Source organism: Pseudomonas sp. HMSC057H01 (assembly GCF_001836405.1).
GTDB classification, from domain to species: Bacteria; Pseudomonadota; Gammaproteobacteria; order Pseudomonadales; family Pseudomonadaceae; genus Pseudomonas; species Pseudomonas aeruginosa.
Map to the genome: position 1 here is coordinate 69,555 of NZ_KV828383.1, position 20,860 is coordinate 90,414.

The window sequence follows — 20,860 nt, forward strand, 5'->3', positions numbered from 1 at the left end:
CATGGAGACATACGCAGCGTATGTCAATTATCCTGAAGCCCCTTCGCCACCCGGAGACCTCGCATGGCCCGCAAGCCTCGCGCCGAGATGATCGAGGAAACCCGCGCCAAGCTGATCGACGCCGCGCGCCGAGCGTTCGCCGACAACGGCTACGCCGGCGCCTCGATGGACGACCTGACCGCCAGCGCCGGCCTCACCCGCGGCGCGCTGTATCACCACTTCGGCGACAAGAAAGGCCTGCTGGCCGCGGTGGTGCAGCAGATCGACGACGAGATGAACCTTCGCCTCGGCGCCATCCTGGCTGCCGGCGAGGACCTCTGGAGCGGCTTCCGTGCCTACAACCGGGCCTACCTGGAAATGGCCCTGGAAGCGGAAATCCAGCGCATCGTCCTGCGCGATGCCCCGGCCATCCTCGGCAGCCCCAGCAGCGAGGCCAGCCAACTGCGCTGCCTAAGCTCGATGACCGGGCAACTGCGCGAACTGATGGACAGCGGGCGGGTCCGCCGCACCGACGCCGAGGCCCTGGCCTGGCTGCTCAACGGCGCGCTGGTGGACGCCGCCCTGCGTATCGCCAACGCCGAACACCCGCCGGAGAGCCTGGCCAGGGCCTGCCAGGCCCTGGACGTGCTGCTCGACGGCCTGCTCATGGAGTGAAAAGCCAATGGACTACCGCATCAGAACCAGCCGCGACGAGGACGCCGCGCTGCTCCCGGCCATCGAGCGCTCAGCCGGGGAAAGCTTCCGCCTGCTGCCCGAGCTGGCCTGGATCGCCGACGCCGGGGTCGCCGGGGTGGACTTCCATCGCCGCCTGATCGAGCGCGGCAGCCACTGGCTGGCGGAAGACGCCGATGGCCAGCCGGTCGGTTTCCTCGCCGCCGAACGCTGCGCCGACGAGTTGCACATCGCCGAGTTGTCCATCGCCCAGGCCCACCAGCAACAGGGCCTGGGCCGCCGCCTGCTGGAGCGGGCGGTGACCTACGCCCACGCCAGCCACTGCCGGGCGCTGACCCTGACGACCTTCTGCGACGTGCCCTGGAACGCGCCGTTCTACGCACGCCTGGGCTTCCAGCGGCTGACCTGGCAGGAAGCCGGCGAGCGCCTGCGCGCGATCCTCGGCCACGAGCAGGAGATCGGCTTCGCCGCCGACAGCCGCTGCGCGATGCGCCTGCTGCTCTAGACGGCGGCAAGGGGCTTGACCAGCGGGTGGCGGGTGACGGTACAGTTGCCAACTGCAACAGGATGTTTCAGCACTGCCCCGGACGGGCTTCCGCTCTCCCTCTTCCCCAGTGTGCCCTTGCATGAGCAGTCAACGCCGAAACTACCGCTTCATCCTTGTCGTCACCCTGTTCGTCCTCGCCTCCCTGGCCGTCTCCGGACGGTTGGTCTATCTCCAGGTCCACGACCACGAATTCCTCGCCGACCAGGGCGACCTCCGCTCGATCCGCGACCTACCGATCCCGGTCACCCGCGGCATGATCACCGACCGCAACGGCGAGCCGCTGGCGGTATCCACCGAAGTCGCGTCGATCTGGTGCAACCCCAGGGAAATGGCCGCCCACCTCGACGAGGTGCCACGCCTGGCCGGCGCCCTGCACCGCCCCGCGGCGCCGCTGCTGGCCCAGCTCCAGGCCAACCCGAACAAGCGCTTCCTCTACCTCGAGCGCGGCCTGTCGCCGATCGAGGCCAGCGAGGTGATGGCCCTGGGCATAACGGGGGTACACCAGATCAAGGAATACAAGCGTTTCTACCCCAGTTCCGAGCTGACCGCGCAGTTGATCGGCCTGGTCAACATCGACGGCCGCGGCCAGGAAGGCACCGAACTGGGCTTCAACGACTGGCTGAGCGGCAAGGACGGAGTACGCGAGGTGGCGATCAACCCGCGCGGCTCGCTGGTCAACAGCATCAAGGTGCTGAAGACGCCCAAGGCCAGCCAGGACGTGGCCCTGAGCATCGACCTGCGACTACAGTTCATCGCCTACAAGGCGCTGGAAAAGGCCGTGCTCAAGTTCGGCGCACACTCCGGCTCGGCGGTCCTGGTGAACCCGAAGAGCGGGCAGATCCTGGCGATGGCCAACTTCCCCTCCTACAACCCGAACAACCGCGCCAGCTTCGCCCCGGCCTTCATGCGCAACCGCACCCTCACCGATACCTTCGAGCCGGGCTCGGTGATCAAGCCGTTCAGCATGTCGGCGGCGCTGGCCTCCGGCAAGTTCGACGAGAACAGCCAAGTCAGCGTGGCACCGGGCTGGATGACCATCGACGGGCACACCATCCACGACGTCGCCCGGCGCGACGTACTGACCATGACCGGGGTGCTGATCAACTCCTCGAACATCGGCATGAGCAAGGTCGCCCTGCAGATCGGACCCAAGCCGATCCTCGAACAGCTCGGCCGGGTCGGTTTCGGCGCGCCGCTGTCGCTGGGCTTCCCCGGCGAGAACCCGGGCTACCTGCCGTTCCACGAGAAATGGTCGAACATCGCCACCGCCAGCATGTCGTTCGGCTACAGCCTGGCGGTGAACACCGCCGAGCTGGCCCAGGCCTACTCGGTGTTCGCCAACGACGGCAAGCTGGTGCCGCTCAGCCTGCTCCGCGACAACCCGCAGAACCAGGTGCGCCAGGCGATGGACCCGCAGATCGCACGGCGCATCCGGGCGATGCTGCAAACCGTGGTAGAAGACCCGAAGGGCGTGGTCCGCGCCCGCGTGCCGGGCTACCACGTGGCGGGCAAGAGCGGCACCGCGCGCAAGGCCTCGGGCCGGGGCTACGCGGACAAGTCCTACCGTTCGCTGTTCGTCGGCATGGCGCCGGCGTCCGACCCGCAACTGGTGCTGGCGGTGATGATCGATTCGCCGACCAGGATTGGCTACTTCGGCGGCCTGGTCTCGGCGCCCACCTTCAGCGACATCATGGCCGGATCGCTACGCGCCCTGGCGATCCCGCCGGACAACCTGCAGGACAGCCCGGCCGTCGCCGACCGCCAGCACCACGGCTGACCGCTGCCTAGCCGTCGTGCTCGCGGCCCTCGGCGTCCAGCCAGTGCGCTCCCGGCCCCTCGGCGGACAGCTGGTCGCCGGGGTTGCGCAACGGGCAGGCCTGGAGCGACAGGCAGCCGCAACCGATGCAGCCGTCCAGTTGGTCGCGCAACAGCAGCAGCTTGTCGATGCGCTCGGTGAGATCCTCCTTCCACTGCGCCGACAGGCGCGCCCAGTCCGCCGCGCTAGGGCTGCGCCCGGCCGGCAGGGTCTGCAGGGCGCGAGCGATCTCCGCGAGGGGAATGCCGACCCGCTGGGCGACCTTGATCACCACCACCCGGCGTAGCGTCTCGCGACTGAAGCGCCGCTGGTTGCCGGCGTTGCGCTGGCTGCTGATCAGCCCCTTGGTTTCGTAGAAATGCAGGGCGGAGACCGCCACGCCGGCACGCCTGGCCAGTTCGCCGACGCTCAGTTCGCGGGATGCGCAGGAATTCTTCATGATTGGCTTGACCTCAAGTTTGCTTGAGGTTTTACCCTGGGCCGGCCCTCGACACAAGTCACCCGGAGTAACCCGCCATGCTCATCCCCTCCTCCTACTGCTGCACCGACGACCAGTGCCCGGCCGCTAGCGAGCGGTCGCCGTGCTACGCGCAACTCATCGATATCGAGGTGGAACCCGCCAGCCAGTTGTCGCTGGCGCTGGAACAGAACGCGCACCTGCAACGCCTGGAACGCTGCTTCAGGAACTGCCCGGGCTACCTGTCCGCCAGCCTGCACCCCAGCGAGGACGGCCAGCACGTGCTGAACTACACCTGCTGGCGTTCACGCGAGGACTGCGAACGCGCCTGGCAAGCCCGGGAGGACGCGCAAGGCCCGCTGAGCGCGGGCGTCTGGCGGCTGGGGGCGAAAAGCGTGCGTTTCGAGACCTTCCTGGTCGACGCCGAGGGCTGCTGAGCCCGCCGGCGCCGACGGCCCGTCTCAGAAGGACTTCGGCAGGGAGGCCATGTCGATCACGAAGCGATACTTCACGTCGCTGGCCAGCATCCGCTCGTAGGCCTGGTTGATCTGCTGGATCTCGATCATCTCGATGTCGCAGGCGATCCCGTGGGTCGCGCAGAAATCCAGCATTTCCTGGGTCTCGGCGATGCCGCCGATGGCCGAGCCGGCGATCGAGCGGCGCCCCATCACCAGTTGCGCACCGTGCACCGCCGGCTCCAGCGGCTCGAGCAGGCCGACCAGCACGAGGGTGCCGTCGCGCTTGAGGGTCGCCAGGTAGGGATTGAGGTCGTGCTGGTGCGGCACGGTGTCCAGGATCAGGTCGAAGCGTCCGGCGACGGCGGCCATCCGCTGTGGGTCGGTGGAAAGGATCACCTGGTCGGCGCCGAGCCGCCGCGCTTCCTCTTCCTTGCCCGGCGAGCGGGTGAACAGGGCCACCTCGGCACCGAGCGCCCTGGCGAACTTCAGGCCCATGTGACCGAGGCCGCCCAGGCCGACCACCGCCACCCGGCTACCGGGGCCGATCTTCCAGTGACGCAGTGGCGAGTAGGACGTGATCCCGGCGCACAGCAGCGGCGCCGCCGCCTTCGGATCGAGTCCCTGGGGAATGCGCAGGACGAACCTGGCCGAGACCACGATGCGCTCCGAGTAGCCGCCGAAGGTCGGCAGGCCGTCGTGGCGGTCGCGGCCGTTGTAGGTCAGGGTCGGGTATTCCGCGCAATACTGCTCCAGGCCCTCGGAGCAGGCGGCGCAGTGCCGGCAGGAGTCGACCATGCAGCCGACGCCGACCAGTTCGCCGACCGCGAAACCGCTCACCGCCTCGCCGACGCTGGCGACCCGGCCGATGATCTCGTGGCCCGGCACCAGCGGGTACAGGCTGTTGTGCCATTCGTTGCGCGCCTGATGGAGGTCCGAGTGGCAGACGCCGCAGTAGAGGATGTCGATCACCAGGTCGTCGGCGCGCGGCGCGCGGCGTTCGAAGCGATGGGCGGCCAGCGGGGCGCTGGCGGACTGGGCGGCGTAGCCGCGGATCTGTAGGGTCATCGGTGTGTCCTCTTCGCAGGATGGCGGGCCGCGACGACCTTTTGGCGGCGGTCCGTTCGGGGGGCAATTGTTCGCCGGATGGGCGCCGCCGCAGAATGTCCATTCCTGTCGAAGCCTTGCCCATTCGTGCCGATGTTGCGTCCCGCCACTGCCCAGGCGCGCGCGGGGTTGCTACGTTTGCCTCCCCTCCTGGAGAAACAGCCAAGGCATGAGCACTACTTCCACCGACATGGCGTCGCTGATCACCACCCTGCAAGGCGAACCGGGTTTCGACGCCACCCGCATCCCCGGCGTCCGCCTGATGCGCGCCGAACAGGCCTATCCGCGCAGCCCGGTGTTCTACGAGCCGCGCATCTGCATCCTCGCCCAGGGCCAGAAGATCGGTTTCCTCGGTGGCGAAACCTACCGCTATGACGCCGAACGCTACCTGGTGATGTCGGTGCCCCTGCCGTTCGAATGCGAAACCCACGCCTCCGCCGCCGAGCCCTTGCTGGGAGTGAGCGTCGACGTGGAAATCGGCACCTTGAAGGAACTGCTGCTACAGATGGAAGAGGCTCCCGGCAGCGACGACGACAACGAACTGGCGCCCAGCGCGCCGATGGCTTCGGTACCGCTGGACGCGGGGATGGCCGATGCGGTGATGCGCCTGCTGCGCTGCCTGCAGAGCCCGCTGGACAGCCATATCCTCGGCCCGCAACTGGTCCGCGAGATCATCTTCCGCGCCCTGCGCAGCGAGCAGGGCAACGCCCTGCGTGCGGTGGCCGGCCGGCACAGCGGCTACGGGCGCATGGCCAGGGCCCTGCGGCGCATCCACACCGACTACGCCAGTGCGCTGGACATCGACACCCTGGCTCGCGAGGCGAACATGAGCGTGTCGACCTTCCACCACAACTTCAAGGCGATGACCTTCACCTCGCCCCTCCAGTACCTGAAGAGCGTGCGCCTGTACAAGGCCTGGAGCCTGATGGTGCAGGACGGGCTGAACGCCAGTACCGCCGCCAACCAGGTCGGCTACGAGAGCCCCTCGCAGTTCAGCCGCGAGTTCAAGCGCTACTTCGGGCGCACGCCGAGCGAGGAAGTCCAGGCCGCCCGCCGCTAGCCGGCAGGATCGGGGGCGCTTGCAATACATACGGATGTCCGTATATTCGGCTTTCCATATATTCAGGAAGGCCCAGCGATGCCCAGCCCCGCCGAAGTGTTCAAGTGCCTGGCCGACGAGACGCGCGTTCGCGCCACCCTGCTGATCGTCGACCAGGGCGAACTGTGCGTCTGCGAACTGATGTGCGCCCTCGCCGACAGCCAGCCGAAGATCAGCCGCCACCTGGCCCAGTTGCGCAGTGCCGGGCTGCTCCTCGACCGTCGCCAGGGCCAGTGGGTGTATTACCGCCTGAACCCTGCGCTGCCGGCCTGGATCCACGAAGTCCTGCAAGTGACCCTGCGGGCCAACGGCGACTGGCTGCAAGCCGACGCCGCGCGCCTGCGCGACATGGACGGCCGCCCGCAGCGCGCCTCCGCCTGCTGCCAATAGCGCGAGCCGCCCCATGCTGATCGCCTTCGCCATCTTCCTGTTCACCCTGGTCCTGGTCATCTGGCAGCCCAGGGGCCTCGGCATCGGCTGGAGCGCCAGCATCGGCGCCCTGCTCGCCCTGGCGCTGGGCAGCGTCGCGCCGGGCGACATCCCGACCGTCTGGAACATCGTCTGGAATGCGACCGCCACCTTCATCGCGGTGATCGTCATCAGCCTGCTGCTGGACGAGGCCGGCTTCTTCGAATGGGCCGCGCTGCACGTCGCGCGCTGGGCCGGCGGCGACGGCCGGCGCCTGTTCGCCTTCTGCGTGCTGCTCGGCGCGGCGGTCTCGGCGCTGTTCGCCAACGACGGCGCGGCGCTGATCCTCACGCCCATCGTGATGTCGATGCTGCTGGCCCTGCGCTTCAGCCCGGCGGCGACCCTGGCCTTCGTCATGGCGGCGGGCTTCATCGCCGACAGCGCCAGCCTGCCGCTGGTGGTCTCGAACCTGGTGAACATCGTCTCGGCCGACTACTTCGGGCTCGGCTTCGGCGAGTACGCCGCGGTGATGTTGCCGGTAAACCTGGTGAGCGTCGCGACCTCCCTGCTGGTGCTGTTCCTCTATTTCCGCCGCGACCTGCCGCCGGTCTATGCGCTGGAGCAATTGAAGCCGCCGCGGGCGGCGATCCGCGACCGCGCGACCTTCGTCGTCGGTGGCTGGATGCTGCTGGTCCTGCTCGCCGGGCTGTTCGCCCTGGAGCCGCTGGGCGTCCCCGTCAGCGCGGTGGCCGCGACCTGTGCGGCGCTGCTGCTGGCGGTGGCCGGGCGCGGGCGGGTGATCTCGACCCGGCGGGTGCTGCGCGAAGCGCCCTGGCAGATCGTGGTCTTCTCGCTGGGCATGTACCTGGTGGTCTACGGCCTGAAGAACGCCGGTCTCACCGACCTCCTGGCGCAGCTCCTGAACCGCCTGGCCGAGCACGGCGTATGGGCGGCCGCGCTGGGTACCGGACTGCTTTCCGCCGCCCTCTCGTCGGTAATGAACAACATGCCCAGCGTGCTGCTCGGCGCCCTGTCGATCCAGGCCAGCGACACCGCCGGCGCGGTGCGCGAAGCGATGATCTACGCCAACGTCATCGGCTGCGACCTGGGGCCGAAGATCACCCCTATCGGCAGCCTGGCGACGCTGCTCTGGCTGCACGTGCTGGCGCGCAAAGGCATGCGCATCACCTGGGGCTACTACTTCAGGGTCGGCGCCCTGCTGACCCTGCCGGTCCTGCTGGCGACCCTTTCGGCCCTGGCCCTGCGCCTGGCCATCTGACGGCCGCCGGCGACGGCGGCAGGAGCATCCCATGCGAGTCCTGTTCATGTGCACGGCCAACAGTTGCCGCAGCATTCTTTCCGAAGCCATGTTCAACCACCTGGCCCCGCCGGGTTTCGAGGCATGCAGCGCCGGCAGCCAGCCCAGCGGGCGGGTGCATCCGCGCAGCCTGGCGACCCTCGAACAGGCCGGCATCGCCACCCACGGCCTGTACAGCAAGGGCAGCGAAGCCTTCGAAGGCGCACCGCCGGACATCGTCATCACCGTTTGCGACGCCGCCGCGGGGGAAGCCTGCCCGCTGTATCTCGGCGCAGCGCTGAAGGCCCATTGGGGCCTGGCCGATCCCTCCGCCCTGGATGGCGACGAAGCCCTGCGGGATGCGGCGTTCCACGCCACCCTGGCACGCATCGAACAGCGTTGCAGAGCCTTCCTCGGCCTGCCCTTCGCTACCCTGGATCGCGACCAGCTCAAGCGTGAGCTGGAGCGCATCGGCTCGCTCTGACCGGAGGAAGCATGTCCGAACAACTACCCAACCTCGATCCCGCGCTGCTCGGCGACCCGCCCCCCGTCTCCGGGCACAGGCCGCGCATCCTCCTGCTCTACGGCTCGACCCGCGAGCGCTCCTTCAGCCGCCTGCTGGTGCTGGAGGCCGCACGCCTGCTCGAACGCTTCGGCGCCGAAACGCGGATTTTCGACCCTTCCGGGCTGCCATTGCCCGACGATGCACCGCTGGAGCATCCCAAGGTCCGCGAGTTGCGCGACCTGGTGCTGTGGTCGGAAGGCCAGGTCTGGTGCTCGCCCGAACGCCACGGTGCGCTGTCCGCGGTATTCAAGGCGCAGATCGACTGGATTCCCCTGGCACTCGGGGCGGTGCGCCCGACCCAGGGCAAGACCCTGGCGCTGATGCAGGTCTGCGGCGGCTCGCAGTCGTTCAACGTGGTCAACCAGTTGCGCGTGCTGGGTCGCTGGATGCGCATGTTCACCATCCCCAACCAGTCCTCGGTTCCCAAGGCCTACCTGGAGTTCGACGAAGCGGGCCGGATGAAGCCATCGCCCTACTACGACCGGGTGGTCGACGTGATGGAGGAGTTGTTCAAGTTCACCCTGCTCCTGCGCGAGCGCACGGACTTCCTGGTGGACCGCTATTCGGAGCGCAAGGAAAGCGCCGAGCAGCTTTCCGCGCGGGTCGACCAGCGTTCGCTCTGAACCGCGTCCGCCTCACTCGCGCCCCGGCGGATGGCCGAAGCGCGCGCGGTAGGCATGGGTGAAGTTTTCCGGACTGGAGTAACCCAGGCGATAGGCTATCTGCGCGATCTGCCAGCGACCCTCGCGGACCATCTGCCGGCCGATCTCGAGACGCCGGTCGCGGACGTACTGCAACATCGAGCGACCGAACTCGTTCCTGAAGATCCGCCGCAGGGTGGTTTCGCCGACCCCCAGTTGGCGCGCCAGTTCGAGGCTGGCCGGCGGCTCACCGAGGTTCGCCTCCAGCAGGCGGCGCGCTTCGTGGGCCAGGTCGCGCTGGGCGCGTGGGGTGCGCGCGCGACGAAGGTCCGCGCCACCCAGGTAGGCGGCCAGCTCCACCAGCAGGCCCAAGGTCAGGCTCTCTTCGTGCAGGCGTCCGAGGGCGCCGCGGTATGGATTCTGGTAGAGGCGCTCGAACAGGGCGGTGATGGCGCCGCAACGGGACAACTGGGTGAAGCTCGCGCCGTCGCCCTTCAGCCGCGCCAGCGGCCGCAGGGCGCCATCGCCGGTTTCCAGTTCCTCCTCCAGGTAGCTGGCGGCGATCCGCAGCCCACCCAGGCGCACGCGGCTGCCCGCCGGCAGGATGTCGAAGGCTTCCATCGGCTCGCCGGTGCCGAGCACCGAAGGACCGCCCAGGTTGTACAGATAAGGCTCGCCGCCGTCGACGCTGTGCCGCCACTGGCCGTCGAACATCTGCACGATGCACAGGCCTTCCGGCAGCACCTTGTGGGTTCGCAGCGGCTCGGTGAAGCTCAGGTCGCAATCGAAATACTGCATCGACGGGCGCACCGTCCGCGCCTGGTAGTGACCGGTGGCGCTGCCGAGCATTTCGCGCGCGTCGAGGATCTGCGACTGGCACAGGGGCGAAGGAGCGTCGAAATAAAGCTCCGTGTCGTGGTAGGGATTCCAGCTTTCCATGGCGTAGGTATCGGTGGGACGCAACCATCTGAACCGGTTCAGGCAGCGGCTTTCCAGGATGGTTCCGTGCGCTGATCGAACCGAACCTGTGGGCGACGACACTTTTCCTGTGAGCGGCGGCCGCCTCGGTTGTTCATGGTCCGAGCCTGTATTAATAGATGCGCCCCTTTTACATCGCGTTGCCAAAGGGGGCGAGAATGATAGCAAAGTGGACTGCGGCGCTGCTGATGGGCGCGCTGGCGTGGGGATCCTGCACGGCGCAGGCCGAACAGGCGCGGCCGCCAGTCGCCGACAAGGTGGTGGCCTATCAGGGCCAGCAGGGGCTCAAGGTCTGGACCCTGCGTATCGGCGAAGCGGCGGCCGGCGAAGCGCTGTTGCAGGTCGAAGGTCTGGACCACGACTGGGACCGCCTGATCCACAAGGTAAAGGTGGAAAAGAGCGCCAGGGACAGTCGCTACTCCACCGAACTGAACGGCAGCAAGTATGTGATCCTGATCGTGCGCGACGGCTGGGGCGAGCTCTACCTGCCCGGCGAACAGCAGACGCGGCAGGTCGCCTATAGCGAGTCGCTGTCATCCGCAGGCGAGCCCCAGGCATTCCTGACCGACTACCTCGAGCAGAAATAAACGCGGATGAGCCACGATACGCTGCGGGTAAGGCTGCTCGCGTTCCTCTTCCTGATTCCCCTGGCGCTCTACGCCTGGTCCGCCGTGCAGGCCTTCCGGGTCGACTCGACCCTGCGCGACGAACAGTTCATGCGCGACTGGAGCGCCTCGGCGCGCAACGACCCGGACGCCGCCGACGCCATTCCCCGTCACCTGTTCCGTCCGGCCTATGGCGTCGAAGGTCATCTTCACCAGTTCGCCGAAGACGCCGAGGCCATCCGCCGCGACCATCCTTGGCTGGCTCTGCGCGGCTGGCTGGCCGCTATCGGCAAGCTCTGCGCGCTGGCGTCGGCGCTGGTCGCGGCCGCCTTGCTGGCGAGACTGGAATACGACGGGCGCCGCTCGATGCGCTCGCAAGCCTACCTGCTCGGCCACCTCGCGCCGGCCTGGCGGCGCCTCGGTCGACTGGTCCCGTTGCACGCCGGCCTGCTGGTCGCCGCCCTGGCCAGCCAGTTGCTCTACGAAGCGCTGTGGAGCTACAGCCACTGGCACAGTCACGGTTTCGTCGCCCTGCTCTTCTCACTGCCGCTGTGGCTGCTGTTCCTCGGCGGCCTGCTCATGCTGCGGCGCCTGCGCCGCGAACTGCTGCCGCTGGAGGAACCGGTGCTCCACCTGCTCGGCCGCGAACTCGACCGCGTCGCCGCGCCCGGCCTCTGGCAATGGCTGGGACAGATCGCCGACCGCGCCGGAGCGCCGCTACCGGACCATGTCGTCACCGGCATCGAGCACTGCTACTTCGTCACCCAGGCCAAGGTCCTGCTGGCGCCCCGCGGCATTCCGCTGGAGGGGCGTACCCTGTACATCCCGCTGACCTACGCCACGGTCATGAGCGAGGCCGAAAGCGCCGCGATCATCGGCCACGAACTGGGCCACTTCGCCGCCGGCGACACCGCCCACGGCGCCTCCCTGTCGCTCCTGCAGCGGCAGGTGCGCCTGCGCATCGAACGCATCGCCGCACCCGAGGATGGGCGTGTCGGCCTGCTCGGCAAGCCGGGCCTGTGGGCCGCGCTGTACTTCCTCGAACGCTTCGAGCGCGCCTACCTGCACTGGAATCGCCACCAGGAACTGGCCGCCGACAAGGTCGGGGCGCGGGTAGCCGGCGCGCGGGTCTTCGCCATCGCGCTGCTACGCACCTGCGCCCTGGCAGGACTGATCGAACGCCTGCTGGCCAGCCCGCAGACGCGCAACCTGGTGCATGCGCTGACCGACCATCTGCGCGGGAACTCCCTGGAACTGGACGAACAGGACAGCGCGCGCCGCCTGGAACACCCCTTCGACAGCCACCCGCCGACCTACCAGCGGATCGCGGACCTTTCCCTGGCGCTCGACGACGACCTGCTGCGACAGGCAAGGCGCATCGTCAGCGCCGACGACACGCAGTGGCTCAACCGCCTGCTCGATGCAGGCCACGGGGAAAGCCGATGATCCCGCCGGGCGCGCAAGCACCCTGCCCCGCCGGGGCAAGGGACGACGAAGCCACGCGGTTGCGGCGCTTCGTCGCCAGCGTTCCCAACCGGATAAGCATCGGCGCCGCCCGTGGCGCGGCGCCGCTGTCCGCCCTGCTCGGCCTGCTGCTGCTTGGCGGCGCCTGGACCTTGCGCGACCACCCCGGTCCCGGGCATGAGGCGGCGGCGCTGTGCCTGCTGGCGGCGGCCGCCCTCCTCATGTGCCTGGCCTGCCTGCAGCGCAACGCCAGGAACGCGCCGTTCCTCGTCCTCGGCCAGGGGCGCCTGCGCGCCCGCAGCCTGTCGGCGCCGCTGGACCTGCTGGAGGTCGCCGACCTGCGCCTGGAGGACGGGGTCTGGTTCTCCGCGATAGTCCTCGAACTGCACGGCAAGGCACTACCGGCGCCATCCACGCGCCCGCTCGACCCGTTCGCCGCGCGTGCCGTCAGCGAATGCCGGGACGGCCCACAGGTTCGCCTGCTGTCCCCCGGCTGGCGCCTCAACGGTCGCAACCTGTCACTACTGGAAGCCGCGGAGGTCATCGACCTCTACCTGGACATCGCCCACGCCCAGGCCCGGCTCCGCCAACTGGGCGAGATCCCGCCCAGTGCTTCCTCTTCACTCCCAACTCCAAGGATATTTTCATGAGCAACCAGGAACCCCGGGACCTCGTCTCCAACCTCGCCGAAACCCTCGGTGCCGAACACGAAGAGCTGAACCAGGCGAAGACCGCCGAGGTCATCGCCCACCTGGAGCGGGTGATTGCCAACGTACCCCCGGCCACCGAGTTCACCAATACCCGCAAGTACGTGGTGCTGGGTCCGCTGCTGAGCATCGTGCCCTTCATCATGACCGGCATGTGGTTCTCCCAGGGCAAGCCGGGGGTCGGCGTCGTCGGCTTGCTGCTCGGCCTGTTCGGGCTGTTCCTCGGCTACCAGCATCGCAACTCCGGCAAGACCCCCTTCATGCGCCTGACCCGTACCCAGCTCTGGGCCGACAGCCTGTCGGCTCCGGTCGAGCTGGCCGACGTCATCGATTTCAGCGTCAAGGCCGACATGCTGCAAACCACCCAGACCCTCCACCTGCGGCCCGAAACGCCGCTGCCGACCCATCGCGCCGTACGCCAGGTGTTCGCCTCCCAGGCCATGGCTTTCAAAGGCAAGGACCCGCGCATCACCATCATGTCGGCCGGCCTGCAGAGCGACGGCAAGAAGCTGGACTGCGACGACATGGCGGCGATCCTCGACGCCTACATCCAGGCCGCCCACGCCCAGCGCTACCTGCAACAACTGCGCAGCCAGGGCTGAGTGAAGGGCACGGTCCATCCGCGAAGGCTGCTGCTTTGCCTGGTGCTGGTTCCAGCGCTGCTGGCGGGGCTCGGCGCCTGGCAGTCCTGGCGCGCCGAGCAGCAGGCCGAGCGACTGGGCGCCGCGCAGCAGCGGGTCGAGCGCGCGCTCGCCGAAGCGCGGGCGCTGCCGCCGAGGGCCAGCGTCCGGGTCGACGGCCGGGCCTATGTGCGCGACCTGGCCCTGGCGCGGCTCGACGAGCAACTCGCCGACACACGAAGCGCACAGCGCCTGAATCGCTTCGCCGCCGTCCTCGCCGATAGCGGAGCCTGCCTGGCGGCGCTGGTCGCCGTGCTGGGAGCCGTCTCCCTGGCCGGCATCGCCGGCGCCGCACGCAGCGCACTGCGCTCGCGTCGCTGCCTGCTCCTGTGGTTCGAGCTGGGCCGACGCCTGCTGCCCTGCCTGCTCCTCGCCCAGATCGGCCTGCTCGCCCTGGCCCTGGCCTGTGCCGGAACGTTCGAGATCCTCGGGCTATGGCGGGTCGGCCAGGTTCCGGTCAGCGAAGGACGCACTCAACTGAGCGTGGCGCTGATCCTTCTCGGCCTGCTGGCGTCGGCGTGGCAAATGCTGGCGAAGATCAGCCGCTTGCGCCTGCGCCCGGCGCCGGCCCTGGATGTCATCGGCCGCCGGCTGGGCGAAGAGGATGCACCGGAACTCTGGACGCTACTGCGCGAGCTGGCGGCGCGCCTCGACACGCCAGCCCCGCAGCACCTGTTGGTAGGTCTCTGCGACGGCTTCTACGTGACCGCCAACCGCGTCTGCCTGCAACCTTCCGGCGAGCATCTGGAAGGACGCAGCCTATACCTCTCGCTACCGTTGCTGGGCCTGCTGGACCGCGCCGAACTGAGTGCAGTGATCGCTCACGAACTGGCCCACTTCGCCGGCCGCGACGCCCATTACAGCCTGCGCTTCCTGCCGATCTACCAGGGCGCCGCGAGCCAACTGGCCGCCATCGAGGAGCAGGAAGCCAACGTCTTCGAACGTGCGGCACTGGAACCGGCGCGACTGTTGGCCGGGTACTTCCTCGAACGTTTCGGCCTCGCCGTGAACCACTGGAGCCGCCTGCGCGAATTCGCCGCCGACCGCCGCGCCGCACAACTGGCCGGTGCGCCGGCGATGGCCTCGGCCCTGCTGCGCAGCGCGGCGGCCGGCGCGCCGATACGGGCGTTCCTCGAACACTGCCTGCTCGCTCCGGCGCGCGCGCCGGACAACCTGGTGGACGCCATCCACGTCTACCTGGGCCAGTCCGGCCTGGAAGCACCGGACCCCGGGGCGGAGGGACTCCAGGTCCATCCGCAGGATACCCACCCTCCGCTGGGCCTGCGCTGCACGGCGCTGGGAGAGAGCTTCGAACGCACCTGGGCCGGGACCGCCGGCCGGGCCGTTCCGACACGACCGCCGAGCCAGGCGCTGAGCGTCTGGTTCGGCGCCCCCCTGGCGTTGAGCCGAGCGCTCAGCGCCGACCTGCTCGGCAAGACCTGTGAGAATCCCCATGCAAGAAACTGACGAAACCCTCGACGAACTGCCGCCGCTGGAAGCCCGCTGCGAGATCCGCGAGGTCTCGCGGGGCACCGCCTGCGTTGCCCTGCTCGCTGGCCTGGTGGCTGGCGCCACCGGTCTCTGGCTCGCTTCGCTGCCCCACGCCTGGCGCCTGGCCAGTGGCCAATGGCTGTTCTGGCTGCCAGCCGCGCTGCTGCTGGGCGGCGGCCTGTACGCCTGCCTGGCGGGCGTGTTCCTCTACCGGCGCCACGGCCAGGTCGCGCTCACCCTGACCCCGGAGAGCATCACCTTCGCCAACGCGCCGCAGGTGCCGATGTACACCTTCCAGTCGCTGGAGATCGAGCGCGGGCGCTGGTTGGAACTCACCTTCGCGACCACCTTCGATTGCACGGCACCGCGCTTCGACAGCCATGCCCGTTTCGACCCGCGGGCTTTCGCCCGCCCCGAAGCCCGTGCGGTGGCCGGAGGCAAGCGGGTCAAGCTGGCACTCTGCGGCGCCGCGCTGAACGGCCAGAAAATGGAACTGGAGCCGCTCGCCCGACTGATCTACCGGTACATCCTCGCCGGCCATCGCCAGCGCGCCCTGCAACATCATCGCGCGCCCGGGAGCGACGGCAGCGGGGCCTGAAGCGAGCAACACTCAGGCTGCGCGCTGGCGTTGCCAGTCCACCGCGGCTTTCAGGCGCGCCACCACCTTGCGCACGAAGAGCGGGTCGTCCGCCACGCAGAGTTCCGCGCTGACCCACTCCGGCCAGCCGGCCCCCTGGCGTTCGCGGGCACCCAGCAGGCGCTCGACTTCGTCGCGCACGGCGCGCTCCAGGCGTTCGCTGGCACGATTGCGGGACAGGTGGAGGCGCAGGCAGGCCTGTTTCTCGCGCTCCAGGGCGCGGCGTCGGGACAGCGGCAGTTCGGCAAGGTTGTGGCTCATGATCGGTGCTCCTTGTCGCGCAGGCAGGCGATTTCCGATTACTGTACATTCATACAGTAATCGGAATTGACGACGCTGACAAGGGCTGGCCGGGTAGCTCGAACAAGCGCATCCGGCACTTCAGAACTGGTATTCGACCCCGGCTCCCGCGTACCAGGACAGCCCGGGGGCCGCTTCGTAGTAACGCCGGTTGCCGTCGCCGACGATGACCGAGCCGACGTACTGGCGGTCGAACAGGTTGTCCAGGCGCACCAGCTGGTGGAAGGTCCAGGCCCCCAGGCGCTGTTCGAAGCGGGTGCGCCAGTTGAATACCGCATAGCTCGGCGCGGCCTTTTCGCTGTTGCTGTCCTCGACGTAGACCTGGCTGCGGTACATGCCTTCCCAGCCCATGCTGATGCCCTCCACGGGCTTCCATACCAGTTCGCCGAACAGGCTGCTTGCCGGCACGCCCGGCAGGTGCTTGCCCTTGCCGATGGTCTTGCCGCCGGCCTCGAAATCCGAATCGTAGGTGGCGGATAGCCGGGTATAGGCCAGGTTGGCGTTCCAGTGCTCGCTCAGTTCGCTCTCCACGCCCAGTTCGAAGCCGCGGCGCAGGGTCTTGCCGGCGTTCTGGTAGCTGGTGCGACCGCCGAGGGAGCTGGCGACGACGATCTCGTCCTCGGTGCGGATCTGGAAGATCGCCGCGTTGACCCGCGTATTGCCCCACAGGCGCGCCTTCAGACCGGCTTCGTACTGGCTGCTGGTGGCCGGCTTGAGGCCGAAGTTGAAGACGTCCGGCGCGTTCGCCGCCACCGGCGCATAGGCCATCTCCGCCTGGGTCGGGGTCTCGAAGCCCTTGCCGGCGCTGAGGTAGCCGTGCAGGTCGGGGGTGAAGGCGTACATCACCGAGAACGACGGGGTGTTCTTCCGGTAGCGCCGCGAGCCGCTGGCATCGCCGTTGCTCAAGTAGCGGTCGTCGACCTCCATCTTCATGGTGCTGTGGCGCACCCCGGCCTGCAGGGTCCAGGCGTCGATGGCCCAGCTCGCCTGCAGGTAGGGATCGAGGCTGGTGGCGGTGTCCACCTCGTCGCGGCGCAACTCGCCCTTCACGCCGAGCTGGTCGCCGTTGAAGTTCTGGTAGCCGCGACGGTCGTCGCGGCTCTGGTCGTAGTCGAGGCCGACGGTCAGGTTCAGCTCGCCCGGCGCCTGGCGTACCGGTTGCAGCCAGCGCACGGTGCCGCCGTGGAAGTCGCGGTCGAAGTCCACCACGCCGCCGCCACGCTGACTGTTGGAGACCACCCCCTTGGGGATCGACAGGTACTGCACGACACTGCGCTTGCCCACGTAGGCGTTGACCTGCAAGGTCGCCTCGCCGAAGTAGCGCTCGTAGTTCATCCCGGCCTGCTGGTGGTCGATGCTCTTGCGCGTGTCGTACAGCTCGGCGTTGGCGGTGACGGAGCGCGGGTCGTGCTTGTAGGCGTCCCAGGTCTGCCCCAGCGGATCTTCAGTGTCGTTCTGTTCCAGGCTGCTGTAGATCAGCGCCAGGCGGCTGTCGGCGTCGGGCCTGAAGTTGAGCTTGGCGAAGGTCTGGTCGCGGCGCGCGGCGCTGTGGTCGCGGTAGCCGTCGGTGTCCATCCGCGAAGCATCCACCAGGAAACCGACCCCGTCGCCCTCGCCTTCCGTGTACAGGTGGTTGCGGCTCAGGCCATCGCTGCCGACGGTGGTTTCCGCGCCGACCCGCGGGGCGCCCTGGCCGTCGCGGGAGAACATCTGGATCACCCCGCCGGCGTTGCTGCCGTAGATCGTCGAGGCCGGCCCGCGCAGTACCTCGATGCGCTCGGCGACGTCGAGGTTGAGGGTCGCGGCCTGGCCCTGGCCATCCGGCGTGCTGGCCGGGATGCCGTCGGCGAGCAGCTTCAGCCCGCGGATACCGAAGGCCGAGCGGGCGCCGTAGCCGCGCGAGGAGATTTGCAGGTCCTGGGCGTAGTTCTGGCGGTTCTGCACCACCAGGCCGGGTACCCGCGGCAGGACTTCGGAGAGGTTGATGCCGAGCTGGCCGTCGGCGATCTGCCGGCGCTCGATGCTATCCACCGAGAACGGCAGGTCGAAGGTGTCGCTGGGGTTGTAGCTGCCGGTCACCACCATGGGTTCGAGGCTGCGTCGCTCCTCGCCCTGGACGGCGCAGGCGATGGCCAGGCCGCAGAGCGCGAGGGAGCCGGGCAACAGGTGGGAGACGAAGCTGGGACGGGGTCGGGACGGCATGCAGGGTTCCGCGGATCGCAAGGTATCGAAGGGGCTTTGCCAAGGGCGGGAACGCGCCTCCCCTTGGCAAAGCCCCTTCCGGGCCGAAGCCCGGAAGGCCGGGAGCCGGCTGTGGGCTCCCGGTGGACGGGTCATTGCCTGGGCAGGGCGTAGGCGATGATGTAGTCGCCCATGCGGGTGCCGAAGGAGCCGTGTCCGCCAGCGACGATCAGCACGTACTGGCGACCGTCCTTGCCGGTGTAGCTCATCGGCGTGGCCTGGCCGCCGGCCGGCAGGCGCGCCTGCCAGAGCTGCTTGCCGTCCTTCACGTCGTAGGCGCGCAGGTACTGGTCGAGCGTGCCGCTGAGGAAGGCCACGCCGCCGGCGGTGGTGATCGAGCCGCCCATGCTCGGTACGCCGACGGTGAGGCCGATCGGCACCGGGGTGTTGTCGCGGCTGGTGCCGTTCTTGTGCTGCCAGACGACCTTGGCGGTGGTCAGGTCGATACCCGCCACGTCACCCCAGGACGGCGCCTGGCACGGCAGGCCGATGGGCGACATGAACGGATGCATGATCACCGCGTAGGGCGCGCCGGTGTTCGGCTGCACGCCGCTGGTCTCGCCCTCGCGCTTGCTTCCGCTGGGCACCTTGTCGCGCGGCACCATCTGCGAGACGAAGGCCATGTAGTTGGGGCTGGTGAAGAGGATCTGGCGCACCGGGTCGACCGACACCCCGCCCCAGTTGAACACCCCGACGTTGCCCGGATAGATCAGGCTGCCCTGCTCCGACGGCGGGGTGTACTGGCCCTCGTAGCGCAGCGAGCGGAACTGGATGCGGCAGAGCATCTGGTCGAACGGGCTGCTGCCCCACATGTCGCGCTCGGTCAGCGGCGGGCGCAGCAGGTTGAGGTCGGAACGCGCCTGGGTCGGCGCGGTATGGTCGCCCTCCACCGCGCCCTGCGGCGCCGGCACTTCGCGGATCGGCACGATCGGCGTGCCGTCGCGGCGGTCCAGCACGTACAGGCTGCCCTGCTTGGTCGGCGCGATCAGCGCCGGCTTGACGCCATCGGCGGTCTTCAGGTCGAGCAGGGTCGGCTGGCTGCCGACGTCCATGTCCCACAGGTCGTGGTGGGTGAACTGGTAGTTCCAGCGCAGCTTGCCGGTGTTCAGGTCGAGAGCCACCAGGCCGGCGCTGAACTTCTCGGCACCGGGGGTGCGGTTGCCGCCCCACTGGTCGGGCATCTGGTTGCCCAGCGGCAGGTAGACCTGGCCGAGCTTCTCGTCGACGCTGGCCAGCGACCACATGTTCGGCGAGTTGCGGGTATAGAACTTGCCGGGAGCCAGGGGCTCGGTCTCGTCCGGGTTGCCGCTGTCCCAGTTCCACACCAGCTTGCCGTCGTGCACGTCGAAGGCGCGGATCACCCCGGACGGCTCGTTGGTCGACTCGTTGTCGGTGACGTGGCCGCCGATGATCACCAGATTGCGGGTGACCGCCGCCGGCGAGGTGGAGTAGTAGCCGCCCGGGGTGAACGGACCGATGCCGGCCGTCAGGTCGACCGCGCCCTTGACCCCGAAGTCCTCGCAGACCTTGCCGTTGTCGGCGTTGATCGCGATCAGGCGGGCGTCGGCGGTGGGCAGGAACAGGCGCCGCGGACAACTGGCGGCGACCGCCTTGCCGGCCTCGGAGAGCGCGGCCGGCGGCGCGCCGACGTCGCTCCTGGCGTACTGCTCTTCGTCGTAGTAGGAGACGCCACGGCAAGTCATGTGGGCGAAGCCCTTGAAGCCTACCGGGCTCTGGATCTGCGGGTCGAAGCGCCAGATTTCCGCGCCGGTGTCCGGGTCGAGGGCCAGCACCTTGCTGTGCGCGGTGCAGGCGTAGAGCATGCCGTTGACCTTCAGCGGGGTGTTCTCGTTGGTCAGTTCGAGCGGATCGTCGGCGGTCGGCAGGTCGCCGGTACGGATGCGCCAGGCTTCCTCGAGCTGGCCGACGTTGGCCGGGGTGATCTGCTTCAACGGCGAGTAGCGGTCGCCGAACTCGGTGCGGCCGTAGGCCTGCCAGTCGCCGTCCGGCATCGCCGGGGCGGTGCTGGTCATGCCGCTGTCGCGGTCGATGCGACCGACGATCTGCCCCGGATTGGTGAACTGGCTGCCCACCGCGGCGGCGCCGGCCAGGACCACCGCCACGCCCAGCGCCGCGGTGCCCAGCGGCGCCGGCCCCTCGGCCAGCAGCGGACGACGGAACCAGGGCAGCCAGAGCAGCAGGCCGAAGACGAACCACAGGGCCAGGCGCGGCACCAGTTGCCACCAGTCCAGGCCGACTTCCCACAGCGCCCAGACGGTGCTGGCGAACAGCACCAGGGCGTACAGGCCTAGCGCCGCACGCTTGCCCAGCAGCAGCAACAGCCCGCTCAGGGCCAGGCCGATGCCGGCCAGCAGGTAGTACAGCGAGCCGCCCAGGCTCGCCAGCTTGATGCCGCCGGCCAGCAGCGCCAGGCCGGACAGCAGGATCAACAGGCCGAGCAGGCTCGGCAGCAGGCGCGATCGACTGTGGTTACCTTCGCTCATCGTCCGGTACTCCCTTCGGGGTTGATGACAGGCATTGCTTACTCTCCTATTACGTTCTGCACGCCGGGCTGTTCAGCCCGCCGCGCCGCGTTGGGCGGCGCTGAAGAAATGGCCGCTGGCCATGACCGAATCGCGGTTGTCCGAAGCAACAGCCTAGAACACCGTCTGGATCTTGATCCCCGCCACCAG

21 protein-coding genes are annotated in these 20,860 nt (G+C 68.7%); 15 read left to right on the forward strand and 6 right to left on the reverse strand.

Translation table 11 applies throughout. The annotated features are described in order from the left end of the window. Nucleotides 1–63: 63 nt before the first annotated feature. From HMPREF2581_RS02855 to HMPREF2581_RS02865, 3 genes are all read left to right on the forward strand, one after another. Nucleotides 64–654: a TetR/AcrR family transcriptional regulator gene (locus HMPREF2581_RS02855; protein ID WP_003089292.1), complete on the forward strand. Its 591-nt coding sequence runs from the start codon at nucleotides 64–66 to the stop codon at nucleotides 652–654. Between the two features lie 7 nt (nucleotides 655–661). Then, nucleotides 662–1,177 carry a GNAT family N-acetyltransferase gene (locus tag HMPREF2581_RS02860; protein ID WP_003139434.1) on the forward strand — a complete coding sequence of 172 codons (516 nt, stop codon included), beginning with the start codon at nucleotides 662–664 and terminating at the stop codon, nucleotides 1,175–1,177. A 121-nt stretch (nucleotides 1,178–1,298) separates the two neighbouring features. Then, nucleotides 1,299–2,996, forward strand: a complete 1,698-nt coding sequence (locus tag HMPREF2581_RS02865; protein ID WP_003110751.1) for a peptidoglycan D,D-transpeptidase FtsI family protein — start codon at nucleotides 1,299–1,301, stop codon at nucleotides 2,994–2,996. Nucleotides 2,997–3,003: 7 nt separating this feature from the next. Here HMPREF2581_RS02865 and soxR read toward each other — a convergent pair whose 3' ends face one another. Then, the gene (soxR, locus tag HMPREF2581_RS02870) at nucleotides 3,004–3,474 is read right to left on the reverse strand and encodes a redox-sensitive transcriptional activator SoxR (protein ID WP_003089301.1); all 471 of its coding nucleotides are present in this window, start codon (nucleotides 3,472–3,474) and stop codon (nucleotides 3,004–3,006) included. A 77-nt stretch (nucleotides 3,475–3,551) separates the two neighbouring features. On the opposite strand from soxR, the gene pumA reads away from it, so the two are divergent. Further along, the gene (gene pumA, locus HMPREF2581_RS02875; RefSeq protein WP_003089304.1) at nucleotides 3,552–3,929 is read left to right on the forward strand and encodes a monooxygenase PumA; all 378 of its coding nucleotides are present in this window, start codon (nucleotides 3,552–3,554) and stop codon (nucleotides 3,927–3,929) included. Between the two features lie 24 nt (nucleotides 3,930–3,953). On the opposite strand, the gene HMPREF2581_RS02880 is transcribed toward pumA, so the two are convergent. Then, nucleotides 3,954–5,015, reverse strand: a complete 1,062-nt coding sequence (locus HMPREF2581_RS02880; RefSeq protein ID WP_003139432.1) for an NAD(P)-dependent alcohol dehydrogenase — start codon at nucleotides 5,013–5,015, stop codon at nucleotides 3,954–3,956. A 208-nt stretch (nucleotides 5,016–5,223) separates the two neighbouring features. On the opposite strand from HMPREF2581_RS02880, the gene HMPREF2581_RS02885 reads away from it, so the two are divergent. The 5 genes from HMPREF2581_RS02885 to arsH all read left to right on the forward strand — a co-directional run bounded on the left by HMPREF2581_RS02885 (nucleotide 5,224) and on the right by arsH (nucleotide 9,046). Beyond that, nucleotides 5,224–6,114, forward strand: a complete 891-nt coding sequence (locus tag HMPREF2581_RS02885) for an AraC family transcriptional regulator (protein WP_003110753.1) — start codon at nucleotides 5,224–5,226, stop codon at nucleotides 6,112–6,114. A 78-nt stretch (nucleotides 6,115–6,192) separates the two neighbouring features. Next, nucleotides 6,193–6,543: a metalloregulator ArsR/SmtB family transcription factor gene (locus tag HMPREF2581_RS02890; RefSeq protein WP_003089312.1), complete on the forward strand. Its 351-nt coding sequence runs from the start codon at nucleotides 6,193–6,195 to the stop codon at nucleotides 6,541–6,543. A gap of 13 nt (nucleotides 6,544–6,556) precedes the next feature. Then, nucleotides 6,557–7,840, forward strand: coding sequence for an arsenic transporter (locus HMPREF2581_RS02895; RefSeq protein ID WP_003089314.1), 1,284 nt, complete (start codon nucleotides 6,557–6,559; stop codon nucleotides 7,838–7,840). Nucleotides 7,841–7,871: 31 nt separating this feature from the next. Beyond that, nucleotides 7,872–8,342 (forward strand): arsenate reductase ArsC, encoded by a 471-nt coding sequence (locus HMPREF2581_RS02900; protein ID WP_003112098.1) that lies wholly within the window; start codon nucleotides 7,872–7,874, stop codon nucleotides 8,340–8,342. Nucleotides 8,343–8,353: 11 nt separating this feature from the next. After that, on the forward strand, nucleotides 8,354–9,046 hold the full coding sequence (gene arsH / locus HMPREF2581_RS02905) for an arsenical resistance protein ArsH (protein ID WP_003139427.1): 693 nt from the start codon (nucleotides 8,354–8,356) through the stop codon (nucleotides 9,044–9,046). 12 nt (nucleotides 9,047–9,058) lie between these two features. Here arsH and HMPREF2581_RS02910 read toward each other — a convergent pair whose 3' ends face one another. Then, nucleotides 9,059–9,913 (reverse strand): helix-turn-helix domain-containing protein, encoded by an 855-nt coding sequence (locus tag HMPREF2581_RS02910; protein ID WP_003139425.1) that lies wholly within the window; start codon nucleotides 9,911–9,913, stop codon nucleotides 9,059–9,061. 287 nt (nucleotides 9,914–10,200) lie between these two features. On the opposite strand from HMPREF2581_RS02910, the gene HMPREF2581_RS02915 reads away from it, so the two are divergent. The 6 genes from HMPREF2581_RS02915 to HMPREF2581_RS02940 are packed head-to-tail and all read left to right on the forward strand — an operon-like array spanning nucleotide 10,201 to nucleotide 15,587. Next, nucleotides 10,201–10,629, forward strand: coding sequence for a hypothetical protein (locus HMPREF2581_RS02915; RefSeq protein ID WP_003139423.1), 429 nt, complete (start codon nucleotides 10,201–10,203; stop codon nucleotides 10,627–10,629). Between the two features lie 6 nt (nucleotides 10,630–10,635). Further along, nucleotides 10,636–12,093, forward strand: a complete 1,458-nt coding sequence (locus HMPREF2581_RS02920; protein WP_003139421.1) for a M48 family metalloprotease — start codon at nucleotides 10,636–10,638, stop codon at nucleotides 12,091–12,093. Further along, complete coding sequence (locus HMPREF2581_RS02925) at nucleotides 12,090–12,761, forward strand: hypothetical protein (RefSeq protein WP_003139419.1); 672 nt, start codon at nucleotides 12,090–12,092, stop codon at nucleotides 12,759–12,761. Before HMPREF2581_RS02920 ends, HMPREF2581_RS02925 begins: the two co-directional genes overlap by 4 nt. After that, a complete protein-coding gene (locus HMPREF2581_RS02930) occupies nucleotides 12,758–13,420 on the forward strand; it encodes a hypothetical protein (protein ID WP_003089328.1) in 663 nt (220 codons plus the stop codon). Before HMPREF2581_RS02925 ends, HMPREF2581_RS02930 begins: the two co-directional genes overlap by 4 nt. Continuing rightward, the gene (locus HMPREF2581_RS02935) at nucleotides 13,421–14,965 is read left to right on the forward strand and encodes a M48 family metallopeptidase (protein ID WP_003139416.1); all 1,545 of its coding nucleotides are present in this window, start codon (nucleotides 13,421–13,423) and stop codon (nucleotides 14,963–14,965) included. Beyond that, nucleotides 14,952–15,587 carry a hypothetical protein gene (locus HMPREF2581_RS02940; RefSeq protein ID WP_003111606.1) on the forward strand — a complete coding sequence of 212 codons (636 nt, stop codon included), beginning with the start codon at nucleotides 14,952–14,954 and terminating at the stop codon, nucleotides 15,585–15,587. The genes HMPREF2581_RS02935 and HMPREF2581_RS02940 overlap by 14 nt, the downstream gene beginning before the upstream one ends. A gap of 12 nt (nucleotides 15,588–15,599) precedes the next feature. On the opposite strand, the gene HMPREF2581_RS02945 is transcribed toward HMPREF2581_RS02940, so the two are convergent. The 3 genes from HMPREF2581_RS02945 to HMPREF2581_RS02955 all read right to left on the reverse strand — a co-directional run bounded on the left by HMPREF2581_RS02945 (nucleotide 15,600) and on the right by HMPREF2581_RS02955 (nucleotide 20,671). Next, nucleotides 15,600–15,887, reverse strand: a complete 288-nt coding sequence (locus tag HMPREF2581_RS02945) for a hypothetical protein (protein WP_003089338.1) — start codon at nucleotides 15,885–15,887, stop codon at nucleotides 15,600–15,602. Nucleotides 15,888–16,007: 120 nt separating this feature from the next. Beyond that, nucleotides 16,008–18,128, reverse strand: coding sequence for a TonB-dependent receptor family protein (locus HMPREF2581_RS02950; protein WP_003139412.1), 2,121 nt, complete (start codon nucleotides 18,126–18,128; stop codon nucleotides 16,008–16,010). A 131-nt stretch (nucleotides 18,129–18,259) separates the two neighbouring features. Further along, the gene (locus HMPREF2581_RS02955; RefSeq protein WP_003131774.1) at nucleotides 18,260–20,671 is read right to left on the reverse strand and encodes a glucose/quinate/shikimate family membrane-bound PQQ-dependent dehydrogenase; all 2,412 of its coding nucleotides are present in this window, start codon (nucleotides 20,669–20,671) and stop codon (nucleotides 18,260–18,262) included. Nucleotides 20,672–20,860: the final 189 nt, after the last annotated feature.